Origin of the sequence: Nocardia sp. NPDC057272 (assembly GCF_042668615.1) — a bacterium.
In the GTDB taxonomy this organism is placed as follows: Bacteria; Actinomycetota; Actinomycetes; order Mycobacteriales; family Mycobacteriaceae; genus Nocardia.
Genome location: NZ_JBHUYK010000013.1, coordinates 1 through 22,122, shown reverse-complemented (window position 1 = coordinate 22,122; position 22,122 = coordinate 1). Strand labels below are relative to the sequence as shown.

Here is a 22,122-nt window from a genome sequence, read left to right as displayed (position 1 = left end):
GTCGTCGAAAGGTCACGCCGTGCTCGAAGCCGAAGCGATCGCCGCCAACCGCGCGAATTGGGACGACCGGGCCGACGTGCACGCGCGCTCGCGGATGTACGACGTCGACGCCTTTCTGGCCGACCCGGACGACATTTCCTCGGTGGTGCGCAACGATCTCGCGGTCCTGGCCCCGCACCTACCGGAATCCGGGATCCGGGGGCGATCCCTGCTGCATCTGCAGTGTCACATCGGGACCGACACCGTGTCCTGGGCGCGGTTGGGCGCGATCGAGGTACACGGACTGGATCTGTCGCCGAACTCGCTGCGGCACGCCGCGCGGATCGCCGCGGCCGACGGTCGCGAGATCACCTGGGTCGAAGGCGACGCGCGGTTCGCCTCCTCGCTGCTCGATCGGCGCTTCGACACCATCGTGACCAGCGCGGGAACCATCGTCTGGCTGCCGGAGCTCACCGCGTGGGCGCGGTCGATCCATGACCTGCTCGAACCGGGCGGGGTGTTCGTGATCCGCGACGACCATCCGATTCTGGGTGCGATGCAGTTCGAACCGTGGGAGATCGACGACGACTATCTCGGCGGTGGCGGTGCTCGCAGCTACTCGGACTCGGGGACCTACACCGAGGAATCCGAGGGGCAGATCGCGCACTCCACCAATCACGAGTGGCGCCACGACCTGGGCGAGATCGTCGGCGCGCTGCTCGGAGCCGGGCTCGTCATCGAGGCGTTGACCGAGCTGCCCACGATGGACTGGCCCGCGTTCGCCGATCTCGTGCCCTGCGAGCAGGGGTGGACATTGCCCGACGGCGCACCGCGCATCCCGTTGAATTTCGCCGTCGTCGCCCGGCGGCCTGGCCACTAGGCACCGTCGAGCCGCGCAGTTTCGGGCATCCTCGCCGAGGGCATGCAGGATCGCGCGGGTCTTCTCGTCGCGGGCTGTCACGCCTTGCTCGTACTTCTGCGCGCCGTTGCCGTAGGCGGCGTCGACCTGCTGGACCACCATGCCCATGGCCGACTTGTCCGGTAGCCGATTGCAGTCCGCCGCGGCGCTGCCCTGGGCGATGTCGGTGGGCAGCAGCGAGGAGGGGGCGACATCGTCAGCGGCTGCCAGCTACTCTCCTGCCGATCGGAATCCCGAGCAGTCCGTTCGGCAGCGAAGGTACGCAACACCCGAGGTGGACAACGCCCGACACGCGGCGGGCGTTATCCGGCTCTGGTCAGCGTGATTGCAGCCAGCCGCCGATCCGCTGGGCGATGGCGTCGGGGGTGAGGCCGAGTTCTTCGAGGATCTCGTTGCGGGAGGCGTGGTCCAGGAACTGCTGGGGCACACCGAGATCGCGGGTGGGGACGTCCAGGCCCGCGTCGCGCAGGCGGGCGGAGACGGTGGAGCCGATGCCGCCGTGCAGACCGCCGTCTTCGACGGTGACCACGAGGCGGTAGTTCTCCGCGAGCTTGACCAAGGTGTCCGACACCGGGATGACCCAGCGCGGGTCGACGACGGTGACCGAAATGCCTCGAGGTTCGAGGAGTTCGGCGACCTTCATCGCGGTGTCGGCGAAGGGGCCGACGGCGACGATCAGGACGTCACCGTGCTGGGACTGGGCGGAGCCCGCACCGGGCACGGCCAATCGCAGCACATCCAGCCCGTCGAGACGTTCCACGGCCGTGATGTCCTCGGCGACACTGCCCTTCGGGAACCGCAGCACGGTCGGACCGTCGGAGACGGCGAGCGCTTCGGCCAGTTCCTCCCGTAGCGTGGCACCGTCGCGCGGGGCCGCGACCCGGATACCGGGGATGATGCCCAGCAGCGAGAAGTCCCACATGCCGTTGTGGCTGGCGCCGTCGGGGCCGGTGACACCCGCGCGATCCAGCACGACCGTGACGGGCTGCTTCAGCAATGCCACGTCCATCAGGAGCTGGTCGAACGCACGGTTGAGGAAGGTGGCGTAGATGGCGACCACGGGGTGCATGCCACCCAGCGCCAGACCGGCGGCCGAGGCCATGCCGTGCTGTTCGGCGATACCGACGTCGAACATGCGCTCGGGGAAGCGTTCACCGAACGCGGCCAGGCCGGTGGGGCCCGGCATGGCGGCGGTGATGGCGACGATGTCGTCGCGGCGCGCACCGTGTTCGATGAGCTCCTCGGAGAACACCGCGGTCCAGCCCTTGGCCTTCTTGCCCGCCAGCGGGCGGCCGGTGAGCGGGTCGATCGGGTCGCAGGCGTGCATCTGGTCGGCGACGTGGTTCTCGGCGTGCTCGTAACCGTTGCCCTTGCGGGTGACCACGTGCACGACGACCGGGCCACCGAAGTCCTTGGCACGCCGCATCGCCGCCTCGAGCGCGACGAGATCGTGGCCGTCGACCGGGCCGACGTACTTCATGCCCAGATCGGAGAACAGTTCCTGCGGGCTCACCGCGTCCTTGATCCCGGCCTTGAGGGCGTGAACCATCGAATACGCCGAATCACCCACGGCGGGAATGCTTTTCAGGATGCGTTTCCCGGCGTCGAGCGCGTGCTCATAGGCAGGCTGGGTGCGCAGGGCGGTCAGGCGGTCGGCGAGTCCGCCGATCGTGGGGGCATAGGAACGGCCGTTGTCGTTGACCACCACCACCACCGGGCGATCGGGCGCACCCGCGATGTTGTTGAGCGCCTCCCAGCACATGCCGCCGGTGAGCGCGCCGTCGCCGACGATCGCGACCGGGGTGCGGTCCTGGTCGGTGAGCGCGAACGCCTTCGCGAGGCCGTCGACGTAGGACAGCGCGGCCGACGCGTGTGAGGACTCGACCCAGTCGTGTTCGCTCTCGGCGCGGCTCGGGTAGCCCGACAGACCGTCGCGGCTGCGTAGCGAGTCGAAGCGATCCTTGCGACCGGTGAGGATCTTGTGCACATACGCCTGGTGGCCGGTGTCGAAGATCAACGGATCGGCGGGCGAATCGAAAATCCGGTGTAAGGCGATGGTCAGCTCGACCACCCCGAGATTGGGGCCGAGATGGCCTCCGGTGGCGGCGACCTTCTGCACCAGGAACTCGCGGATCTCGTCCGCCAGTTCCCGCAGCTGCGGCACGCTCAGCCGGCGCAGATCTTCGGGTGAATCCACCCGCGACAGCACTCCCACCTGAACTCGCTCCCTCCGGACTACATTGTGATCAGCCCAGTGTATTTGCCCGCGTGACGGGCACAGGCTCGCGGGCCCTTCCCAGCACGGGCACGGCGAGCTCTACGGTCGCGACGACGATACCGCCGCAGGCCCGGTGAACAGGACGCGCGGGCGGAAATCGGGTTCGACCAAGGCTTACCTCACCGAGTTCTGGGCTGTGAGGACAATCTCCCCCGCGCGTCCAGGACCGGGCCATCGACGCCGCGACCTACAGTGACGCTGTGACTCGACCGCACGGCGCGACGCGCACGATCGACCCGGGTGTCGTGGCGGGCATGCTCGACGAGGTGTACGCGGCCTGTCGCGACGACACCTCCGGCGCACCCGCCGACTACATCCCCGAGCTCGCCGCCGTAGCACCGGATTCGTTCGGACTGTGCCTGGCGACCGCCGACGGACTCGTCTATCAGGTCGGCGACACCGACATCGGGTTCACCATCCAGTCCATCTCCAAGCCGTTCACCTACGCGCTGGCGCTGGCCGATCGCGGACTCGACGGGGTGGCCGAGCACATCGATGTGGAGCCGTCGGGTGAACCGTTCAACGAGATCAGCCTCGAACCCGACACCCAGCGCCCGAGCAATCCGATGATCAACTCCGGGGCCATCACCGCGGCCTCGCTGATCGACGGCCGCGACGCCGCCGACAAGTTCGAGCGGGTCCGTCGCTGCTACTCCCGCTTCGCCGGGCGCGAGTTGACGATGAACGAGGCGGTCTACGAATCCGAAGCCCGCACGGGGTACCGCAATCGGGCGATCGGGTACATGTTGCGCTCGGTCGGCATCATCGATGTCGATCCGGACGACGTGGTCGACCGGTACTTCCGGCAGTGCTCGATCGAGATCACCTGCGCCGATCTGGCTGTGATGGCGGCGACCCTGGCCGACAACGGGGTCAATCCGAAGACACACGAACGGGCGCTGTCGACCTCGCTCACCGAACGGGTGCTCAGCGTGATGACCACCTGCGGCATGTACAACGCCGCCGGTGACTGGGTGACCACGGTCGGGCTGCCCGCCAAGAGCGGGGTCGGCGGCGGGATCATCGCGGTGCTGCCCGGTCAGCTCGGGATCTCGGTGTATTCACCGAGGCTGGACGGGCAGGGCAACAGCGTGCGCGGGGTGGCGGCGTGCCGGGAGCTGTCGCGACGGCTCGAACTGCACTTCTGTCACGTGACCCGATCGGCGCGCACCGCGATCCGCGCCGACTACTCGGTCGCGCAGCTGCCGTCGCGACTGCGCCGTACCCCCGAGGACGCCGAGGTGCTGGCCGCCCATGGTGACCGTGCGCGGGTCTACGAGCTGCACGGCGACCTGTTGTTCGCCGGTGCCGAGCGGGCGGTGCGGGCGATCGAGGGCAACGCCGACGAGCTCGACGCGCTGGTGATCGACCTGCGCCGGGTCGGTGAGGTGAGCCAGGTGGCCCGCGGGATGGTCGAGCAGTTGCAGACCGAGCTGGTGCGCCGGGGCAGCCGGGTGGCGCTGGTCGATCCCGATGCCAAGCTCGGTCACGAGGTGTCGAGTCTGGATCCCGACGATCCGCGCGGGCGGGTGTTCGTCGACCGCGACACCGCGACCGAATGGTGTGAGGACATCGTGCTCGACCGGCATCGGCCGCCGGGAACGCGCGCCGCCACGTCGATCGACCTCCACGAGCATCCGCTGCTGGTGGGGCTCGCCGCCGCCGACCGGGACCGGCTGTGCGCGGATTTCGTCGCCCGCACCTTCGCCCGCGGCGAGGTGATCGCCGAGCGCGGCGAGCCACGGTCCGGGCTGTATCTGATTCTCGCCGGGCGGGTGCGGGCCACCTTCGCGGGCACCGACGGGCGGGTGCACCGGTTGGTGACGTTGTCGTCGGGGATGTCGTTCGGCGAGATCCCGATGTTGACCGGCGAGAAGTTCGTCAACGACATCGTCGCCGAGACCGGGCTGCGGGTGGCGGTGATGAGCGCGGCCGTGTTCGACGAGCTCGCCGAGCAGCACCCGCAACTGAAACTCGCCCTGCTGCAACGGCTCGCGGCCGGGGCATACGCGCAGATGGAAGCCACCGTCCGAACCATCTCGGGCAACGCCGAGAACTACTGACCGCCGGGCGGAACTCGGTCCTTACGCGAGACGTTGAGCAGCACAGCAGCCTTCGACCGACAGGAGTACCGCGGTGAGCAAGAAGTCCTGGCAGGCGAGCACGACCACCTTCGGGCGCGGCGTGGTGCGCGCGGTCCCCGACCTGATCCGGTTGACGTTGTCGGTGGAATCGCGCGCCGACACCGTCGCCGGGGCCTACGGGCGGGCCGGCGACCGGGTGAGCGCGGTAGTCGCGGCGCTGCGAACCGCCGGAGTGAGTGACGCGGACATGGCCACCAGTGGCCTGAGCGTGCGCACCGAAACCGTCTACACCGACAACGGGCGCAACGAGATCGCCGGATACCTGGCCTCCACCGGCCTCAGTGTGTCGCTGCGCGAAGGCACCGGCATCGACCCCGCCGAAACGGTCGCCGCCGCGGTGAACGCGGGCGGCGACGATGTCCGCCTCGGCGGCCTCACCCGAGGCATCGCCGACCCGGACCCCCTGCTCGAGCAAGCCCGCGACGCGGCCTACGACGACGCGAAGGCGAAAGCCGAGCAGTACGCGACCCGCGCCGGAGTGAGCCTGGGCGCTGTCCTCCAGATCACCGAGGACACCTCACCTCCGAGCTCCCGCGCCTACGACATCAGCGCGGAAATGGACTCCACCCCCATGCTGATGGCCCGAGCCAGCTCCCCGGTTCCCGTGGTCCCCGGCGAAACCGAAGTCGGAGCAAGCGTCCGCGTCACCTGGGCCCTCGACTGACGCGGCCGGTCTGCTCAGGCTGCGCGAGCAGCGCTTCGACGGCGCGTTCGGCACTCTGGACGGCGCTTTCCATCGTGGCGCACCAGTCCGTGCGGGTCCAGTCGCCGGCCAGCATCAGGTTCGGGACCGAGGTGCGCTGGTCGGGGCGCAGGTTGTCGGTACCGAGAACCTGGGAAAAGGTTGCCTTCGGCATCTTCACCACATGGCCGGTGACGACCTGAGCGTCGGCGGCTTCCGGGTAGTAGCGGCGGATGAGATCCATTTGCTCGGCGACGATCTCGCTGTTGCTCTTGTGGATCTGCTCGTAGGCGCCGCTGGTGGTCAGGCAGTACAGCCAGGTGCCGTCGGGTGCGCGCTGGTGCATGCGCTGCCGGTCGAAGACCTGATCGATCACTCCGGTGCCGCCGATCAGCGCCTCCATGGCCGACTTGGTTTTCAGCGGCCGGTCCAGATACAGGTTCGTGCTCACGATCGGCGTGAAACCCAGTTTGTCTGCGGCCGCGTATATTTCGGCGTGTTCGGGCAGGTCGTCGAGGAGCCCGCTGATACTCGAGTTCGGAACCGCGCAGATCACCGCATCGGCCTCGACCACCGAGCCGTCCGCCAGCTGCACCCCGGTCGCTTCACCGTCGACGATGACGATCTTGCGGGCCACCGCCCGGTAGCGCACGTCGACCCCGTGACGTTCGAAGACCTTCTCGGCACCGGTGATGTAGAGAGTGTCCAGATCCACGGTGGGGTAGCCGATGGTCACACCCTTCCGGGTCCGCATCCCGATCCGGACCCCGGTGGCCAGCACATCGGCGAACACCTTCGCCGACTCCCTGTCCACCGGTTCCGCGGCGATGCCGAGCGCGAGCCAATCCCACAGGGCTTCCCGCGCTTTCGGCGGCATGGCCAGGCGCCGGAACCACTCGTCGGTGGTGATGTCGGCGAGGTAGGCCGGCTGCCACAGCGCCTGCCGCACCAACGTCAGCGCGGAACGCAGCGCGCGCAGCCGCTCCAGCGGTCCCGCGTCGGGATGCGCACCCATCAGCGTGCGCACGGCTCCGAAACCCTTGGTGTGCAACATGACTGCGCGACCGCCCGGCCAGCGCAGGCTCCCGGCCCCGGGGAACTCCACGTGTTGCAGCGCGCCCACGCTCTCCAGATACCGCCACAGGCTCCGGTACCCACTGGCCACCACGTGCTGGCCGTTGTCGGCGAGGTCGTCCACCTCGGCAACCCGCATCGCCTGCGTGCGGCCGCCGAGCCGACCTCGCCGCTCCAGCAGGGTCACCTGTTCACCGGCTTCCGCCAGCCACACGGCGGCGGCCAGCCCGGCCAGCCCACCCCGATGACAACGAACCGGCGTGAGTCGTTCACGTCCACCATTGAGACAATGTAGCGCGAACTCTCTCTTTCTATCGGTGGAATCGTCCGGGATCACCGAACACTCAGCGGTCGAGCAGCGCCACGCATTCGACGTGGTGCGTCGCCGGAAAGGCGTCGAAGGCCCGCAGCTCCGCCAGGTGGTACCCGGCGTCCAGGTACAACCCCAGATCACGAGCGAAAGCCGCCGGGTCGCAACCGATGTGAACAATCCGGCGCGGATCGGCATCGGCCACAGCGGCGACGACATCCTTGCCTGCCCCCGCCCGCGGCGGATCGAGCACCACGACATCCGGCCTACCGGAAGCACTGCGAGCCCACGCCTCGACCCGCTCACTACGCAGTTCCAGCCAGGGCAGATCCCCCAGCGCCGCCACCCCGTCGGCAACCGCCGAACGAGCGGATTCGACTCCGGTCACCGCCCCGGTCTGCCCCACCTGCTCGGCCAGGCGGGCAGCGAACACGCCCACACCGGCGTAGAGGTCCCACCCCGAACCGCCGGGGGCGAGCCCCGACCACTCGGCGATCAGGTCCGAATAGCATTGCGCCGCACCGCGATGCGCCTGCCAGAATCCCGTCGCCGACAATTCCCAGCGACGCCCCGCCACATACTCGACGACGCGACCCGAACCCTCGACCACGCACTCCTCACGAGGCGCGTTCATCGCCGACTTCCGCGAAGCCGCCCGGTCCCGGATCGCGCCACGCTCGTCACCCACCGGCGGCGCCGACTCACGACGACGCCCCGGCCGCTGACCGCGACCACGGCTCGCGCCACGCGGTGTCTGCGGGCGGCCGGCGGGACCGGCAGCAGGAGTCTCGGCCAGTTCGACGATATGACGCACACCGTCACCGTCGACCGCGACGACCAGATCGGCCCCCGGGGTCCACAACCGATCCGCGACGCCGTCGAGCGCACCGGCGACAGGCTGCGGGCAGCGCAGATCCGCGATCACCTCGGTGCTGCGGTAACGGTGCACACCGGCGCGCCCCGCGCCGTCCACGACCAACCGCACCCGCGTGCGCCAGCCACCGGTGACCTCACCGGAATCACCGGCGATCGGCTCGACCGTCATCTCGCGCTCGATCTTGGCCAACCGACGCAACTGCTCTTCCACCACTGTGGCCTTGAGCGCGCGCTGCGCCGCGGGCGTCGCGAAGGAGAAGTCACAGCAGCCCGCACCGCCCGGCCCGGACACGGGACAGGTCGCGGGCACCCGGTCCGGGGACGCCTCGATGATCTCGACCGCGTCGGCCCGGCAGAACGAACCGCCGCGATCCTCGGTCACCCGCGCCCGCACCAGCTCACCGGGCAGTCCGTGTCGCACGAACACGACCCGGCCCTCGTGGCGCCCGACGATGAACCCACCGTGCCCGGGCGCCCCGAGACGCACCTCGAATTCTTGTCCGCTCCAATCACTCACGGCCACACCCACTCTCACCCTCGACCGGCGCGCCGCTCATTCGCGACGTCCTGGTCGTTCGAAACCTCGACGCACCGAACCCGGTGCGTTCACATCGGCTGCCTGCTTGGCCCTGGTGGAGGAACTGAGCTGCCACGGCACGCTCGTCACCATCACACCGGGCTCGAACAGCAACCTGCCCTTCAACCGCAGCGCGGACTGGTTGTGCAGGACCTGCTCCCACCAGTGGCCGACCACGTATTCGGGAATGAAGACGGTGACCACGTCGCGCGGGGCGTCCTTGCGCACCCGCTTGACGTAATCGAGCACCGGCTTGGTGATCTCGCGATAGGGCGATTCGATCACCTTCAACGGCACATTGATCTCGCTGTTCTCCCATTCGCGCACCAGCTTGCGGGTGTCGGCGTCGTCGACGTTGACCGTCACCGCTTCCAGGGTGTCCGGGCGGGTGGCGCGCGCGAAGGCCAGCGCGCGGCGGGTGGGCAGATGCAGCTTGGAGACCAGGACCAGCGAGTGGGTGCGGCTGGGCAGCACGCCGTCCCAGTCGGATTCGTCGAGTTCGCGCGAGACCGAGTCGTAGTGCTTACGGATCAGCTTCATCACGACGAAGATCGCCACCATCGTGAGGATCGCGATCCAGGCGCCGGCGAAGAACTTGGTCACCAGCACGATCATCAGCACGGCGCCCGTCGCGGTCAGACCGATCGCGTTGATCACCCGGGACCGCTTCATCTGCCTGCGCTGCGCGGGGTCGGTCTCGGTGCGCAGCAGGCGCGTCCAGTGCCGCAGCATGCCGGTCTGGCTCAGCACGAACGAGACGAACACACCCACGATGTAGAGCTGGATCAGCTTGGTCACTTCGGCGCCGAAGAACACCACGAACGCGATCGCGGCACCCGAGAGGAACAAGATGCCGTTGGAGAACGCGAGCCGGTCGCCGCGGGTGTGCAGCTGACGGGGCAGGTAGCGGTCCTGGGCCAGGATCGAACCGAGCACGGGGAAACCGTTGAACGCGGTGTTGGCGGCCAGCACCAGGATCAGGGCGGTGACGATGGTGATGAAGAAGAAGCCGATCGGGAAACCGTGGAACACCGCTTCGGCGATCTGCGCGATCAGGGTCTTCTGGTGATAATCGGCGGGCGCGCCGACCAGGTGCGCGGGGTCGTGCGCGTACACGACGCGGATCTTCTGGGCCAGGATGATGATGCCCATCAGCAGCACGATCGCGATGGAACCCAGCAGCAGCAGGGTGGTCGCGGCATTGCGCGACTTGGGTTTACGGAACGCGGGCACGCCGTTGCTGATGGCTTCGACACCGGTCAGCGCCGCACAGCCGGAGGAGAAGGCGCGCGCGATCAGGAAGGCGAAGGCCAAGCCGTAGAGGTGCTCGTCTTCGGCGTTGAGCCCGAAACCGGCGGACTCGGCCTGGATATCGTCACCGAGCACGTAGGTACGGAACAGGCCCCAGGCCAGCATCACGACCATGCCGACGATGAACGCGTACGTCGGAATCGCGAACGCCGTACCGGATTCGCGCACGCCGCGCAGGTTGATCGCGGTCAGGATCGCGATCGCCACCACCGCGAACAACACCTTGTGTGTGGCCACGAACGGAATGGCGGACCCGATGTTCGACGCCGCCGAGGAGATCGACACCGCGACGGTGAGCACGTAGTCGACCAGCAGCGCGCTGCCGACCGTCAGACCGGCGTTGGGTCCGATGTTCTTGGTCGCGACCTCGTAGTCACCACCGCCCGACGGGTAGGCGTGCACGTTCTGCCGGTAGCTGGCAACGACCACCGCCATCACCAGGGCTACGGCAAGCCCGACCCACGGCGCGTACACATAGGCCGAGATGCCCGCCGCCGACAGCACCAGGAAGATTTCCTCCGGGGCATACGCGACCGACGACATCGCGTCGGAGGCGAAGACCGGAAGAGCGATACGCTTGGGCAACAACGTGTGGCCGAGCGAATCGCTACGGAACGGCCTGCCCAGCAGCACACGCTTGGCTGCCGTCGTCAACTTGGACACCGGGCTGAGCATAGAGGAGTTCACCAGCACCTTCGCGCGCACGTTGATCGGCGTCACGGCGATGTCCGGATTGTTTGCCCCGTGGCGGCGCGGGGAAAATGGGCGATGGGAGCATCCGGCGGGTACGGTCCTTGCCGGACGCCACGGGTAGGCAAGGAACGAGGGTGCACGGTGTACGTAGTGATCATGGGGTGCGGGCGTGTCGGCTCGTCACTGGCGCGTGCGCTGACCCGGGTGGGTCACGAGGTCACGGTCATCGACCGGGATCCCACCGCCTTCCGCCGCCTCGGTGAGGGCTTCACCGGGCAGGAAGTGATCGGCGTCGGCTTCGACCGTGAGGTGCTGACCCGCGCCGGGATCGAGCGCGCCGACGCCTTCGCCGCGGTGAGCTCCGGTGACAACTCCAACATCATCTCGGCGCGAGTGGCCAGAGAGATGTTCGGCGTCGAACGTGTCGTCGCTCGCATCTACGACGCCAAGCGCGCCGAGGTGTACGAACGACTCGGCATCCCGACCATCGCCACCGTGCCGTGGACCACCGACCGGTTCCTGCGCACCCTCATCGGTGACAACTCGACCACCACCTGGCGCGATCCCACCGGCGCGGTCGCGGTGACCCAGCTGACCCTGCACGAGGACTGGTCCGGTCGCACGGTGCGCGATCTGGAACGCGACCTGCAGGTGCGGGTGGCGTTCATCCTGCGCTTCGGCCAGGGCCTGCTGCCCGAATCCAAGACGATCGTCCAGGCCGACGACGTCGTCTATGTCGCGGCCACGTCCGGCACGGTCGGCGAGGCGATCGCCCTGGCCGCCAAGGCCCCACTGAGCGAGGACTGAACACATGAAGGTCGCCATCGCCGGAGCGGGCGCGGTCGGGCGCTCGATCGCCAGGGAACTCCTACGCGGCGGACATCGGGTGATGCTGCTCGAACGCCAGCTCGACCACATCGATCCCGCCGCGATCCCCGACGCCGTCTGGGTGCACGCCGACGCCTGCGAGCTGTCGCTGCTGGAGAACGCCGATCTCGAGACCTACGAGGTGGTGATCGCGGCCACCGGCGACGACAAGGCGAATCTGGTGCACGCCCTGCTCGCCAAGACCGAGTTCGGGGTGCGCCGGGTGGTGGCGCGGGTCAACGATCCGCGCAACGAATGGCTGTTCAACGAGTCGTGGGGCGTCGACGTGGCGGTGTCGACGCCGCGGCTGCTCGCCTCGCTGGTCGAGGAGGCCGTGTCGGTGGGTGATCTGGTGCGGCTGATGACGCTGCGGCAAGGGCAGGCCAATCTGGTCGAGATCACCCTGCCCGCCGACACCCAGCTGGCCGGAAAGCCGGTGCGGACCTTGAAGATGCCGCGCGATACCGCGCTGGTGACGATCCTGCGCGGTGGCCGGGTCATCGTGCCGCAACCCGACGATCCGTTCGAGGGTGACGACGAACTGCTGTTCGTCACCTCGGTGGAGGCCGAAGAGGATCTGCGGCTCACCCTGGCGACGCACGGCGTGCGGCCGTAAGCCCTTACGCCACTTTCAGTTCCGCGCGCAGCTTGTTGAGCGCGCGGTGCTGCATCACCCGGACCACGCCCGGGCTGGTGCCGATGGCCTCGGCGGTCTGGGCCGCGCTCCAGCCGAGCACGATGCGCATGTGCAGCACCTCACGGTGATTCGGCGCGAGCACCTTCATCAGTTCGAGGGTGGCGGCGCGGCGCTCGTAGGCCAGCACCCATTCCTCCGGACCCGCCGAGGTGCTGGCACTGTCGGGCAGCTCGGCCGTGGGGTAGGCGGTGTGCTTGCCGCGACGGAACGCGTCGGAGACCTTGTTGGCGGCGATGCCGTAGACGAAGGCCAGGAACGACTTGCCCTGATCGCGGTAGCGCGGGATGGCGGTGACGGTGGCGATCAGGACTTCCTGGGTGACATCGTCGGCGGTGACGGTGAGATGTCCGGTGGTGCCCATGCGGGCCGAGCAGTACCGGCGGACCACCGGGTGCACCAGGCGCAGGATCTCGGCGACGGCGTCGCGATCACCGGCGGCCGCCGGGCCGATCAGCGCGTCGAGTTCGGCGCCGAGGCGCTTGCTCTCCGACAGCACGGGCGCCGGGGTCTTGGCGGCGTCGCGGCGTGCTGTGGTGGCCGGTCGCTCATTTCGGTGCTCGGTTGCCATCATGGTCGCCGGTCCTCTCACGATCATCGCGTTTTTCCTACGCATTGATCGTGCGACGAACAGCCGGTCGCGACCAGATACCCCAGGGTGGGTACTTCCCCACCTCCGGCGGCGCGCTGCCCACCCTTACGCGGGCACGGATTCCGTTCCCGCGCCGGGCTTGTCGGCTTTCTCGGCGGGCAGGTGCCCGGCGCGGCGCACCGCCCACACGGTGACCACCAGGGCGACCGCGGTGAGCGGCCAGCCCATACCGATCCGCGCCACGGCCAGCCAGGTGGTGTGGTCGGTGTCGTAGAGCTGCGACTGCACCAGATAGCGGGCGCCGAACACGACCACCCAGACCGCGGTGGCCAGGTCGTAGAGCTTGCGAATGCGCTTGTCGGTCCGCCAGCGGTGACCGTGCCCGTTGAGCGCGCCCCAGATCACCCCGACCAGCGGTCTGCGCAGCAGGATCGACACCGCGAACACGCCCGCGTACACCAGGCTGGTGTAGATGCCGAAAAGGAAGAAGCCCTTGGCCTCCCCCACTCGCTGGGCGATGAGCGCGCACAGGCCGACGCCGAGGAAGCCCGAGACGGCAGGCTGGATGGGGCTGCGCTGCACCAGCCGCCAGATCAGGATGGCGGCGGCGACGCCGAGAGCGGCCCAGATGGCCACGGTGAGGCCTGCGAAGGTGTTCACCGGGACGAAAACCAGAACCGGGAGGGTGGAATAGATCAGGCCGCTGAAACCGCCGAGCTGCTCGAGCAAGGTTTGTTCGGCCTTGTCGACCTCGGTGTCGATCTCCGGGTCCACCGTTTCATCGGTGACCACGGGCAACGCCACGGTGGCTTCGGGGTCCGCGGCAGTGCGGTACTCGTCGCTGGAGGGCATACGTCAGCTGTTCCCGCGCAATTCGTAGTAGGGGTTGAAGATCACCTTGCGGCCGTCGCGGTCGCCGACGCGACCACGGACCAGAATGCGCCTGCCCGGTTCGATACCGGGAATGCGCCTGCGCCCGATCCACACCAGGGTGATGGCATCGGTGCCGTCGAAGAACTCGGCCTGCACGGTGGCACCGGCCGCCTTGGGACACGCCTCGACACTGCGGAGTCTGCCCAGAATCGTCGCCTCTTCGCCACGACAGCAATCCTTGGCCCGCCGGGCACCGGAGGCATCGACCGTCTCGGCCAATTCCTCGGCGTCGAGCTGGTCGATATCGGCGGTGAGACGACGACCGAGTCGGCGAAAATATCCCGAGTCCGGACCCGATCCCGACTTGTGTCCGCCCGTGGATGACGACATGTCACGCTTCTCCCGCTAGTTGGCCGTACACCGCCACTGTAGATGGGCAAACGCCCGGCCGCTACGCTCGGTCGGTGTTGCGCACCCCACCCCAGGTCACCGTGGTCGCCCTGCCGGGGACCGGCTCCGACGCCGATTTCGCGGCCCGTGCGTTCGGGCCTGCCGCCCTCGCGTACGGACTCGCCTTCCACGCCGTCGAACCGGACCCGCAGGCCGTGATCGGGAGCTGTACCGCGGCTTTGGACGCTGCCGCGGCGCGCGGTCCGGTCCTGGCCGCGGGCATCTCCCTCGGCGCCGCGATCGCACTCGACTGGGCAGCCGAGCACCGGACCGCGGTAGTCGGTGTCATCACAGCATTACCCGCCTGGACGGGTGCCGAAACCGCCGCGTGCCCAGCCGCATTGAGCGCCGCGGTTACCGCCGAGCAACTGCGAGCCGACGGCCTGGAGGCGGTGATCGAGCGGATGCGCGCCTCGAGTCCGGTCTGGTTGGCCGACGCACTGACCCAGTCCTGGCGCGGGCAGTGGCCGCATCTGCCCGCAGCGCTGGACGAGGCCGCCGCATACGCGTGGCCGTCGCTGGACGACTTGGCGGGCAACGACGTGCCGGTCGCGGTGGTCGGCGCCGAGGACGACCCGGTCCACCCGATCGCTGTCGCCGAGGAATGGGCGGCAACATTGCCGTCAGCCCGACTACACCGGGTGACACTCGCCGAGCTGGGCGCCGACCCGGCGGTACTCGGGCATGCCGGGTTCACAGAGTTGGGCAAGTTACTACCAGCGACCCCCAGGCAACGAAACATCCTGCAGGACAACTGATTTCGCTAGTACAGGGCTAACTCGCCAGGTAGCCCCGACATCAGACCCACCCCGAACCACCGGCCCGTTCACCAGCCGAACCACCTCCCCACGACCGGCGAAAGCCGCGGAGAGGCGGAGGAGCCCAACTCAGTTCAGGCCGAGTTGCTGCATGGCCGAACCGTCCGCGCCTCGACGCGGCTCGTCCGGCAGTTTCGGCGGGAGGGCCGAGGGCGGCGGAGCGGCCGCGGCGGCCGCCTGGGCCTCGAGCGCGTCCTGCTGGGCCTGGACCTGCTGCTGATGGGCGGCGGCCAGCTGTTCGGCCAGTTCCTGGGGCAGGACCACCGGGAGCGGGTCGCGCACGGGCAGGGGTTCGGTGCCGCGGCGGACCACGGCGTCGGCCAGGACCGCGCGGGCAGCGGTGATCAGCGGGCTGCGATCGTCGACGGCGCCCTTGGGGCCGGCGGCGACCAGCCGGATCATCCAGCGAGGACCGTCGACACCGATGAAACGCAGATCGGCGCCCTCGGTGATCGCCTTGACCTCGCGGCCCCACGGGCCCTTCTCGACAGCCACGCTCGCACCGTCACCGCGCAGCGACTCCGCCAGATCCGCGGCGACCGTGCGCCACTGACCCGCCGACTTCGGCGCGGCGTAGGCGGCGACCGTGAGCCTGCCGTGCTCGGTGGCCAGGTGCACCGCCTGCGGGGTGCCGTCGGGACTCATCTCCACCTGCAACTGCCCGCCCTGGGGCACCGGGATGAGCACCGAGCCGAGATCGAGGCGACGCGAGATGGCCTCGTCGGAGACCTCGCTGATGTCGTAGGGGCCCGCGGCGGCATCGGGGGCATGGTCGAAATTGCCGTAGATGCGCTCATCGGTGGGAGCGTCGTCGAAGTCGAGGCGCGCGAAGTCGGGGCGCTGGAACTCGTCGGTGTCGTACTCGTCGGAGTCCGCGTCCAAGTCGTAGTCCGCCTCGTCGTACTCGACGTCGTCGTATTCGACGTAGTCGTCGGCAGCGTCGTCACGCACGCGCTTCTTCTTTCCGAACAGACCCATCACGCCTCCTTGCCGGCCAGGCTGGCATGCCCGCCGCTCGACCCGTACCCGCCGCTGCCACGGGCGGTCTCGTCGAGATCGTCGACCTCGGCGAAGTCGACCAACTCGACCCGCTGCACCAGCAACTGCGCGATGCGGTCGCCGCGACGCAGCTCGATGGCGGTGCGCGGGTCGTGGTTGATCAGGCACACCTTGATCTCACCGCGGTAGCCCGCGTCGACCGTGCCGGGCGTGTTGACCACCGACAGACCGGCCTTCGCCGCCAAGCCGGACCGGGGGTGGATCAAGCCGACCGTGCCCATCGGCAACGCGATCGCGATCCCGGTGCCGACCAGCACCCGCTCGCCCGGTTCGATGATCACATCCTCGGTGGTACAGAGGTCGACGCCCGCGTCACCCGGATGGGCACGCGTCGGCACAGGGATGCCGGGATCGAGCCGCCGCAGCGGAATCGGTGCAAGTGCGTTCACATCGGTCGAGACTACGCGGTCGAGGCCGGACCTTCTCGTCGCAGCCCTGGTGCGGTGACCTAGTGTTGAGGGGTGCCCGACCAGCCCCATTCCCCGACGACCGCGACCACAGACACCGACCACCGTGCGCCGAGCGCGCAGGGTCCGTCGCCCTACTCCGAGCGCCTGTGGGTGCCGCTGTGGTGGTGGCCGGTCGGCTTCGCGATCGCTGGCCTGCTCGCGGCCGAGATCCACATGGGCGCGCCGGGTCTGCGGGCGTGGCTGCCGTACGTGTTGCTGGCGCCGGTCCCGGTCTGGATTCTGTTGTGGATGAGCAGGCATCGCCTGGATGTCACCGTGGCCGACGATGGTACGGCGGAACTGCGCGTCGACCGCGCCCACCTACCGGTGAGCTTCGTCGCGCGCGCCGCGGCCGTCGCGCCGACGGCCAAGAGTGCGGCGCTGGGCCGACAACTCGACCCCGCCGCCTATGTGCAGCACCGGGCCTGGATCGGCCCGATGGTATTGCTGGTGCTGGACGACCCGGACGACCCCACGCCGTACTGGTTGGTCAGTACGCGAAGGCCGGACCGGGTCTTGGCCGCGCTCGGACTCCCGAGCGCGGGCTGACCCTTCCTCGCTGATCCCTACGGATCAGTCCGCGTAGCCCATGCGGGTCGATCGACCGCACGGGGCCACGCACTGCCTGCCGCTAGAGCGCGCAATCCATGCAGATGAGCTGTCCACCCTTCTCGGTGGCCAGTCGGCTGCGGTGATGCACGAGGAAACAGCTCGAGCAGGTGAACTCGTCCGCCTGCTTCGGGACCACCCGAACGCTGAGTACCTCGTCGGACAAGTCCGCGCCGGGAAGCTCGAACGATTCCGCTGTATCGGATTCGTCGATGTCCACGACGGCGGACTGCGCCTCGTTGCGGCGGGCCTTCAGCTCCTCGAGCGAATCCTCCGACACCTCGTCGGATTCGGTGCGCCGCGGTGCGTCATAGTCGGTTGCCATGTCGTCTTCCCCTCAGTCCTTACTCCGTATATCCCGGATCAGTCGATTGCCGTAACCCCGCAGGGTTCCGGCGTTCGTACCGCCCCGCCGGTGGTGCACCTCACACGTGCACCGGTCGTCTATCAGGTTCGATCGGCTAGCGATCTACTCCGACAGCGTTCGGTAAACGCAGGACATGCCCTTGTTGTTCCCGCGACCGACCACCGTTTCACCGGTAAATATTCGATCTGGGCGGCCAGACAATAGCGGACCAATGGACGAAAGTCGCAATCAAACCCGCGCCGAGCCGAAACCGACGACGAATCGTCACCTGCCGGGAAACTCGCCGAGACCTCCCCGACTCGCGCACCGCCGCGGGACTCGTAGAGTGAGCGCGTGGTTTCACTGATCACCGAAGGCAGCGCGACAGATCGCGACGGCAAACCCTTTCCGCGGCGGCGGCCCGAGCTCTGGCTCGCGCTCGTCCTCGTGCTGGCTCTGGTGAGCCTGTTCGTCTGGATCACGGCGTTCCGAACCCGTGACGACAGCAACGAACCGATGGCGTGCAACGCGCCGAGCACGCCGACGGCCACCAACGCGCCGCAGCCCGCGGCACTGGGTACCCGGGTGGGTCCGACGCGACTCGCGGAGGTCGACCCGGCGGCCCTGTCGGAGTCTCGGGTGCGGGTGTTCAACGCCAACGGCAAGAGCGGCCAGGCGGGCAACATCGGCGCGGCACTGGCCGACCTCGGCTTCGCCGGCGCGCCGGGGACACAGGTCGGTAACGATCCGGTCTATGTCAGCGGCGACCTCACCTGCACCGGTCAGATCCGGTTCGGTGTGAACGGTCGGCCCGCGGCCGCCTCGGTGCAGTTGATCGCGCCCTGCGCCGAGCTGATCGAGGATCCGCGCACCGACGACACCGTCGATCTGGTCCTCGGCCAGGCGTTCGGTGAATCGCTGCGGCCCGGCGCCGACGCCGAGGCGGTGCTCCGGTCGCTCAAGAACCTGGCGCCCGGAGCGAGCTCGTCCTCGATCGACCCGGACCTCCTCGACGCCGCACGCGAAGTCAAGTGCTGAGCGACCTAGTCCGGTAGCGCCGTCGGCGCGCCGACCCGGTCGAGCAGGTCGGTGAGGTCCCCGGCGATACCGGGGGCCGCGACGACCGTCAGTTCGCCCGCGGCGCCGCCGACGGTGACCGGGGGAACGTGCACGACCGCACCCGCTTCGGCGGCGATGAGGGCACCCGCGGCCCAGTCCCAGGCGTTGAGGCCGTGCTCGTAGTACGCCTCGAGCCTGCCCGAAGCGACATGGCACAGGTCCATGGCGGCGGCGCCGAGGCGGCGGATGTCGCGGATCCGCGGCAGGATCTCGGTGAGCAGCTGCGCCTGGCGGGCCCGGCGCGCGCTGCCATAGGCGAAGCCGGTGGCTACCAGGGCCACCGAGAGGGAATCCTCGCTACTGCAGCGCAATGCCACCCGGGTGCCGTCCGGTCGCACAGCGTGCGATCCAGCGCCCAGTGCGGCGCTGTAGGTGGTGGCGGCGGCGACGTCGACCACGGCGCCCGCCACGGGCTTGCCGTCGACCACCGCGCCCACCGAGACGGCGTAGCCGGGGAGCCCGTAAAGGAAGTTCACGGTGCCGTCGATCGGGTCGACGACCCAGGTGACGGCACCCGCCGCGGTGGCGCCGACATCGCCGCCGCCCTCCTCCCCCAGAATCGCGTCACCGGGCCTGCGCTCGGCGAGCAGCGCACGGATCAGCTGTTCGGATTCGGTGTCGACGATGGTGACCGGATCGGTGACGTGCCCCTTGGTGGCCACGGCGCCCGCCACGGGTCCGTCGTCGGCGAACACCTCGGGCCTGCGGGCGCGCACATGCGCGGCGGCCGTCTCGGCGAGCTCGACGGCCAGGCGCCGCAACTGCTCGTAATCGGCGGATGTGGTGGGGGCGGTTACGGTCTCGGGCTCGGTGTATTCGGGCACCCACCCATCGCATCACATGTCGTGGCTCGTCGCGCGAGGGGTGACTACCGCTACTCTTCTCCCTGGTGTCTGCCAGGCACCTCGACCACGTCAGCAAGGGGTTGAACCATGTCCACTCGGGGGCACGCATTCGGTATCGATATCGGCGGCAGCGGGGTGAAGGGCGCCGAGGTCGATCTGGCCACCGGCCTGCTCACCCATGAGCGCATCAAGATCCCGACACCGCAGCCGTCGACGCCCGACGCCGTCGCCGGGGCGGTCGCCGAACTCGTCGCGCAGGCGGGGTGGGAGGGCCCGGTCGGTATCACCATGCCGTGCGTGGTCCTCGACGGCCACGCCAGAACCGCGGCCAACATCGACCAGGCATGGATCGGCACCGACGCCCGCGCGTTGTTCGCGAAGGCGCTGGGCGGGCGCGAGGTCACCGTGCTCAACGACGCCGACGCGGCAGGACTGGCCGAGGATCGCTACGGCACCGCACGCGACCTCCACGGGCTGACGCTGCTGCTCACCTTCGGCACCGGCATCGGCTCCGCGCTGCTCTACAACGGCGTGCTGGTGCCCAACTCCGAGCTCGGCCATCTCAAGATCGAGGGCGTCGACGCCGAGGATCTGGCCGCGGCCTCGGTCAAGGACAACGAGGACCTCACCTACCCGGAGTGGGCGCAACGGGTGAGTCGCGTGTTGGGTCACATCGAGGATCTGTTCTGGCCGAAGGTGATCGTGGCCGGCGGCGGCATCAGCCGCGATCACGAACAGTGGATTCCGTTGCTCACCAACAGAACTCCCGTGATTCCGGCCGTATTGAAGAACACCGCGGGTATCGTCGGCGCGGCGATGGCCATCGATGCGGGCCTCGCGCCGTAGCCCGGCGCGGCCTGCCACGCAACGCCTGGGTGGCATCGTGCCATGAGTACCCTGGTTGGATCGTTACAATGGAACACGTCCGGCGGTGAGCCGGTGAAACCTTCCGGCCGCGGCCGGTCGCGAGAAGGTCGGTGAACGAGCGCCGACTTCCCCCGGCCGACGCATCGCCGGTGCAACCCGACCGACCGCTCCGCCGGAAAACCACTCTGGCGTGACGCCGCACGAGACCGTCACGAAAGGGCGTACGTGGTAGCCACGAATACCCGTCAGACCGCCGACTCGGCCTCCGACGCCGATGCCGACGACGCCGTAACCCCGGCCAAGAAGGCGCCGGCTAAAAAGGCCGCTGCCAAAAAGGCGCCGGCGAAGAAGGCCGTAGCCAAGAAGGCGCCGGCGAAGAAGGCTGCCGCCAAGAAGGCTCCGGCCAAGAAAACCGCCGCGAAGAAGGCGACCTCGGGCGAGGGCGGTGAGGAGCAGCTCGACGACGAGTCGGTCGAGGTCGACGATCTCGGTGATCTCGAAGTCGCCGAAGACGAACTCGTCGGCGAGGAAGTCGTCGTCGAGGACGTCACCGAGGAGGCCGCCGAGGTCGCCGATACCGCGGAGCCGTCCGAGAAGGACAAGGCTTCCGGCGATTTCGTCTGGGACGAGGAGGAGTCCGAAGCGCTGCGTCAAGCACGCAAGGACGCCGAACTCACCGCCTCCGCCGACTCGGTGCGCGCCTACCTCAAGCAGATCGGCAAGGTCGCGCTGCTCAACGCGGAGGAGGAGGTCGAACTCGCCAAGCGAATCGAGGCCGGCCTGTTCGCCGCGGAGAAGATGCGCGAGTTCGCCGAGGCGGGCGAGAAGCTCTCGGTCACCACGCGCCGCGATTTCAACTGGATCGTGCGCGACGGCAACCGGGCCAAGAACCACCTGCTCGAGGCCAACCTGCGGCTGGTCGTCTCGCTGGCCAAGCGCTACACCGGTCGCGGCATGGCGTTCCTCGACCTCATCCAGGAAGGCAACCTGGGTCTGATCCGCGCGGTCGAGAAGTTCGACTACACCAAGGGTTACAAGTTCTCGACCTACGCGACGTGGTGGATCCGTCAGGCCATCACCCGCGCCATGGCCGACCAGGCCCGCACCATCCGTATCCCGGTGCACATGGTCGAGGTCATCAACAAGCTCGGCCGCATCCAGCGCGAGCTGCTCCAGGACCTGGGCCGTGAGCCCACGCCGGAGGAGCTCGCCAAGGAAATGGACATCACGCCGGAGAAGGTCCTCGAGATCCAGCAGTACGCGCGTGAACCGATCTCGCTCGACCAGACCATCGGCGACGAGGGCGACAGCCAGCTCGGTGACTTCATCGAGGATTCCGAGGCGGTCGTCGCGGTCGACGCGGTGAGCTTCACCCTGCTGCAGGATCAGCTGCAGTCGGTGCTGGAGACGTTGTCCGAGCGTGAGGCGGGCGTGGTGCGGTTGCGCTTCGGCCTCACCGACGGTCAGCCGCGCACCCTCGACGAGATCGGTCAGGTCTACGGCGTCACGCGTGAGCGCATCCGCCAGATCGAATCGAAGACGATGAGCAAGCTGCGCCACCCGAGCCGTTCGCAGGTTCTGCGCGACTACCTCGACTAGAACACGGGGCGGAAGATTCACCGGTGAGGGCCCGGATCCCGAGGGATCCGGGCCCTCCGGCGTGTCCGCGGGTGCGCTGGTGGACGGCCTGT

At 68.7% G+C, this 22,122-nt stretch carries 21 protein-coding genes; 10 read left to right on the top strand and 11 right to left on the bottom strand.

Annotation, left to right across the window (positions count from 1 at the left end; all coding sequences use genetic code 11):
• The first annotated feature begins 19 nt into the window (after positions 1–19).
• A complete protein-coding gene (locus ACFULV_RS18820; RefSeq protein WP_378658253.1) occupies positions 20–859 on the top strand; it encodes a class I SAM-dependent methyltransferase in 840 nt (279 codons plus the stop codon).
• A 355-nt stretch (positions 860–1,214) separates the two neighbouring features.
• On the opposite strand, the gene dxs is transcribed toward ACFULV_RS18820, so the two are convergent.
• The gene (gene dxs / locus ACFULV_RS18815; RefSeq protein ID WP_378658250.1) at positions 1,215–3,113 is read right to left on the bottom strand and encodes a 1-deoxy-D-xylulose-5-phosphate synthase; all 1,899 of its coding nucleotides are present in this window, start codon (positions 3,111–3,113) and stop codon (positions 1,215–1,217) included.
• 317 nt (positions 3,114–3,430) lie between these two features.
• Here dxs and glsA point away from each other — a divergent pair, with 317 nt between their 5' ends.
• Positions 3,431–5,239, top strand: a complete 1,809-nt coding sequence (gene glsA / locus ACFULV_RS18810) for a glutaminase A (RefSeq protein WP_378658542.1) — start codon at positions 3,431–3,433, stop codon at positions 5,237–5,239.
• Positions 5,240–5,312: 73 nt separating this feature from the next.
• Positions 5,313–5,984, top strand: coding sequence for an SIMPL domain-containing protein (locus tag ACFULV_RS18805; protein WP_378658247.1), 672 nt, complete (start codon positions 5,313–5,315; stop codon positions 5,982–5,984).
• Here ACFULV_RS18805 and ACFULV_RS18800 read toward each other — a convergent pair.
• Genes ACFULV_RS18800 through ACFULV_RS18790 form a run of 3 tightly spaced genes read right to left on the bottom strand, consistent with a single transcriptional unit; the run spans position 5,965 to position 10,813 of the window.
• On the bottom strand, positions 5,965–7,413 hold the full coding sequence (locus ACFULV_RS18800) for an FAD-dependent oxidoreductase (protein ID WP_378658244.1): 1,449 nt from the start codon (positions 7,411–7,413) through the stop codon (positions 5,965–5,967). The two genes, ACFULV_RS18805 and ACFULV_RS18800, sit on opposite strands and share 20 nt — an antisense overlap.
• A 7-nt stretch (positions 7,414–7,420) precedes the next feature.
• Positions 7,421–8,779: a class I SAM-dependent RNA methyltransferase gene (locus tag ACFULV_RS18795; protein WP_378658241.1), complete on the bottom strand. Its 1,359-nt coding sequence runs from the start codon at positions 8,777–8,779 to the stop codon at positions 7,421–7,423.
• A 36-nt stretch (positions 8,780–8,815) separates the two neighbouring features.
• Entirely contained in the window at positions 8,816–10,813 is a 1,998-nt protein-coding gene (locus ACFULV_RS18790) for an APC family permease (RefSeq protein ID WP_378658539.1), read from the bottom strand.
• Positions 10,814–10,984: 171 nt separating this feature from the next.
• On the opposite strand from ACFULV_RS18790, the gene ACFULV_RS18785 reads away from it, so the two are divergent.
• Together ACFULV_RS18785 and ACFULV_RS18780 are read left to right on the top strand one after the other, a co-directional pair.
• Complete coding sequence (locus tag ACFULV_RS18785) at positions 10,985–11,650, top strand: TrkA family potassium uptake protein (protein WP_056811222.1); 666 nt, start codon at positions 10,985–10,987, stop codon at positions 11,648–11,650.
• Positions 11,651–11,654: 4 nt separating this feature from the next.
• Positions 11,655–12,326, top strand: coding sequence for a TrkA family potassium uptake protein (locus ACFULV_RS18780; protein WP_067458738.1), 672 nt, complete (start codon positions 11,655–11,657; stop codon positions 12,324–12,326).
• 4 nt (positions 12,327–12,330) lie between these two features.
• Here ACFULV_RS18780 and ACFULV_RS18775 read toward each other — a convergent pair whose 3' ends face one another.
• The 3 genes from ACFULV_RS18775 to ACFULV_RS18765 form a co-directional block, all read right to left on the bottom strand.
• Positions 12,331–13,002, bottom strand: coding sequence for a sigma-70 family RNA polymerase sigma factor (locus ACFULV_RS18775; RefSeq protein ID WP_378658238.1), 672 nt, complete (start codon positions 13,000–13,002; stop codon positions 12,331–12,333).
• Positions 13,003–13,101: 99 nt separating this feature from the next.
• Positions 13,102–13,848 carry a DUF3159 domain-containing protein gene (locus tag ACFULV_RS18770; RefSeq protein WP_378626695.1) on the bottom strand — a complete coding sequence of 249 codons (747 nt, stop codon included), beginning with the start codon at positions 13,846–13,848 and terminating at the stop codon, positions 13,102–13,104.
• A 3-nt stretch (positions 13,849–13,851) separates the two neighbouring features.
• Positions 13,852–14,259, bottom strand: a complete 408-nt coding sequence (locus tag ACFULV_RS18765; protein ID WP_101466671.1) for an OB-fold nucleic acid binding domain-containing protein — start codon at positions 14,257–14,259, stop codon at positions 13,852–13,854.
• 74 nt (positions 14,260–14,333) lie between these two features.
• On the opposite strand from ACFULV_RS18765, the gene ACFULV_RS18760 reads away from it, so the two are divergent.
• The gene (locus ACFULV_RS18760; RefSeq protein WP_378658235.1) at positions 14,334–15,077 is read left to right on the top strand and encodes an alpha/beta fold hydrolase; all 744 of its coding nucleotides are present in this window, start codon (positions 14,334–14,336) and stop codon (positions 15,075–15,077) included.
• Between the two features lie 129 nt (positions 15,078–15,206).
• On the opposite strand, the gene ACFULV_RS18755 is transcribed toward ACFULV_RS18760, so the two are convergent.
• Together ACFULV_RS18755 and dut are read right to left on the bottom strand one after the other, a co-directional pair.
• Positions 15,207–16,115: a DUF3710 domain-containing protein gene (locus ACFULV_RS18755; protein WP_378658233.1), complete on the bottom strand. Its 909-nt coding sequence runs from the start codon at positions 16,113–16,115 to the stop codon at positions 15,207–15,209.
• On the bottom strand, positions 16,115–16,585 hold the full coding sequence (gene dut / locus ACFULV_RS18750) for a dUTP diphosphatase (RefSeq protein ID WP_378658230.1): 471 nt from the start codon (positions 16,583–16,585) through the stop codon (positions 16,115–16,117). The genes ACFULV_RS18755 and dut overlap by 1 nt, the downstream gene beginning before the upstream one ends.
• Before the next feature lie 72 nt (positions 16,586–16,657).
• On the opposite strand from dut, the gene ACFULV_RS18745 reads away from it, so the two are divergent.
• Entirely contained in the window at positions 16,658–17,194 is a 537-nt protein-coding gene (locus ACFULV_RS18745) for a DUF3093 domain-containing protein (protein ID WP_378658228.1), read from the top strand.
• Between the two features lie 82 nt (positions 17,195–17,276).
• On the opposite strand, the gene ACFULV_RS18740 is transcribed toward ACFULV_RS18745, so the two are convergent.
• Complete coding sequence (locus tag ACFULV_RS18740) at positions 17,277–17,579, bottom strand: DUF4193 domain-containing protein (RefSeq protein ID WP_056811237.1); 303 nt, start codon at positions 17,577–17,579, stop codon at positions 17,277–17,279.
• Between the two features lie 375 nt (positions 17,580–17,954).
• Here ACFULV_RS18740 and cei point away from each other — a divergent pair, with 375 nt between their 5' ends.
• Positions 17,955–18,638, top strand: coding sequence for an envelope integrity protein Cei (gene cei / locus ACFULV_RS18735; RefSeq protein ID WP_378626688.1), 684 nt, complete (start codon positions 17,955–17,957; stop codon positions 18,636–18,638).
• A 5-nt stretch (positions 18,639–18,643) separates the two neighbouring features.
• Here cei and ACFULV_RS18730 read toward each other — a convergent pair whose 3' ends face one another.
• Entirely contained in the window at positions 18,644–19,543 is a 900-nt protein-coding gene (locus tag ACFULV_RS18730; RefSeq protein WP_378626687.1) for an inositol monophosphatase family protein, read from the bottom strand.
• Between the two features lie 108 nt (positions 19,544–19,651).
• On the opposite strand from ACFULV_RS18730, the gene ppgK reads away from it, so the two are divergent.
• Together ppgK and ACFULV_RS18720 are read left to right on the top strand one after the other, a co-directional pair.
• Positions 19,652–20,410: a polyphosphate--glucose phosphotransferase gene (ppgK, locus tag ACFULV_RS18725; protein ID WP_378658225.1), complete on the top strand. Its 759-nt coding sequence runs from the start codon at positions 19,652–19,654 to the stop codon at positions 20,408–20,410.
• A 246-nt stretch (positions 20,411–20,656) separates the two neighbouring features.
• Positions 20,657–22,030, top strand: a complete 1,374-nt coding sequence (locus ACFULV_RS18720) for an RNA polymerase sigma factor (RefSeq protein WP_378626684.1) — start codon at positions 20,657–20,659, stop codon at positions 22,028–22,030.
• Positions 22,031–22,122 lie beyond the last annotated feature (92 nt).

Bases quoted from the DNA above. Each gene is read 5' to 3' on its own strand.
- ppgK (WP_378658225.1), top strand. From the start codon at position 19,652: ATGTCCACTCGGGGGCACGCATTCGGTATCGATATCGGCGGCAGCGGG.
- ACFULV_RS18765 (WP_101466671.1), bottom strand. From the start codon at position 14,259: ATGTCGTCATCCACGGGCGGACACAAGTCGGGATCGGGTCCGGACTCG.
- glsA (WP_378658542.1), top strand. From the start codon at position 3,431: ATGCTCGACGAGGTGTACGCGGCCTGTCGCGACGACACCTCCGGCGCA.
- ACFULV_RS18770 (WP_378626695.1), bottom strand. From the start codon at position 13,848: ATGCCCTCCAGCGACGAGTACCGCACTGCCGCGGACCCCGAAGCCACC.
- ACFULV_RS18780 (WP_067458738.1), top strand. From the start codon at position 11,655: ATGAAGGTCGCCATCGCCGGAGCGGGCGCGGTCGGGCGCTCGATCGCC.
- ACFULV_RS18775 (WP_378658238.1), bottom strand. From the start codon at position 13,002: ATGATCGTGAGAGGACCGGCGACCATGATGGCAACCGAGCACCGAAAT.
- ACFULV_RS18740 (WP_056811237.1), bottom strand. From the start codon at position 17,579: ATGGCAACCGACTATGACGCACCGCGGCGCACCGAATCCGACGAGGTG.
- ACFULV_RS18755 (WP_378658233.1), bottom strand. From the start codon at position 16,115: ATGGGTCTGTTCGGAAAGAAGAAGCGCGTGCGTGACGACGCTGCCGAC.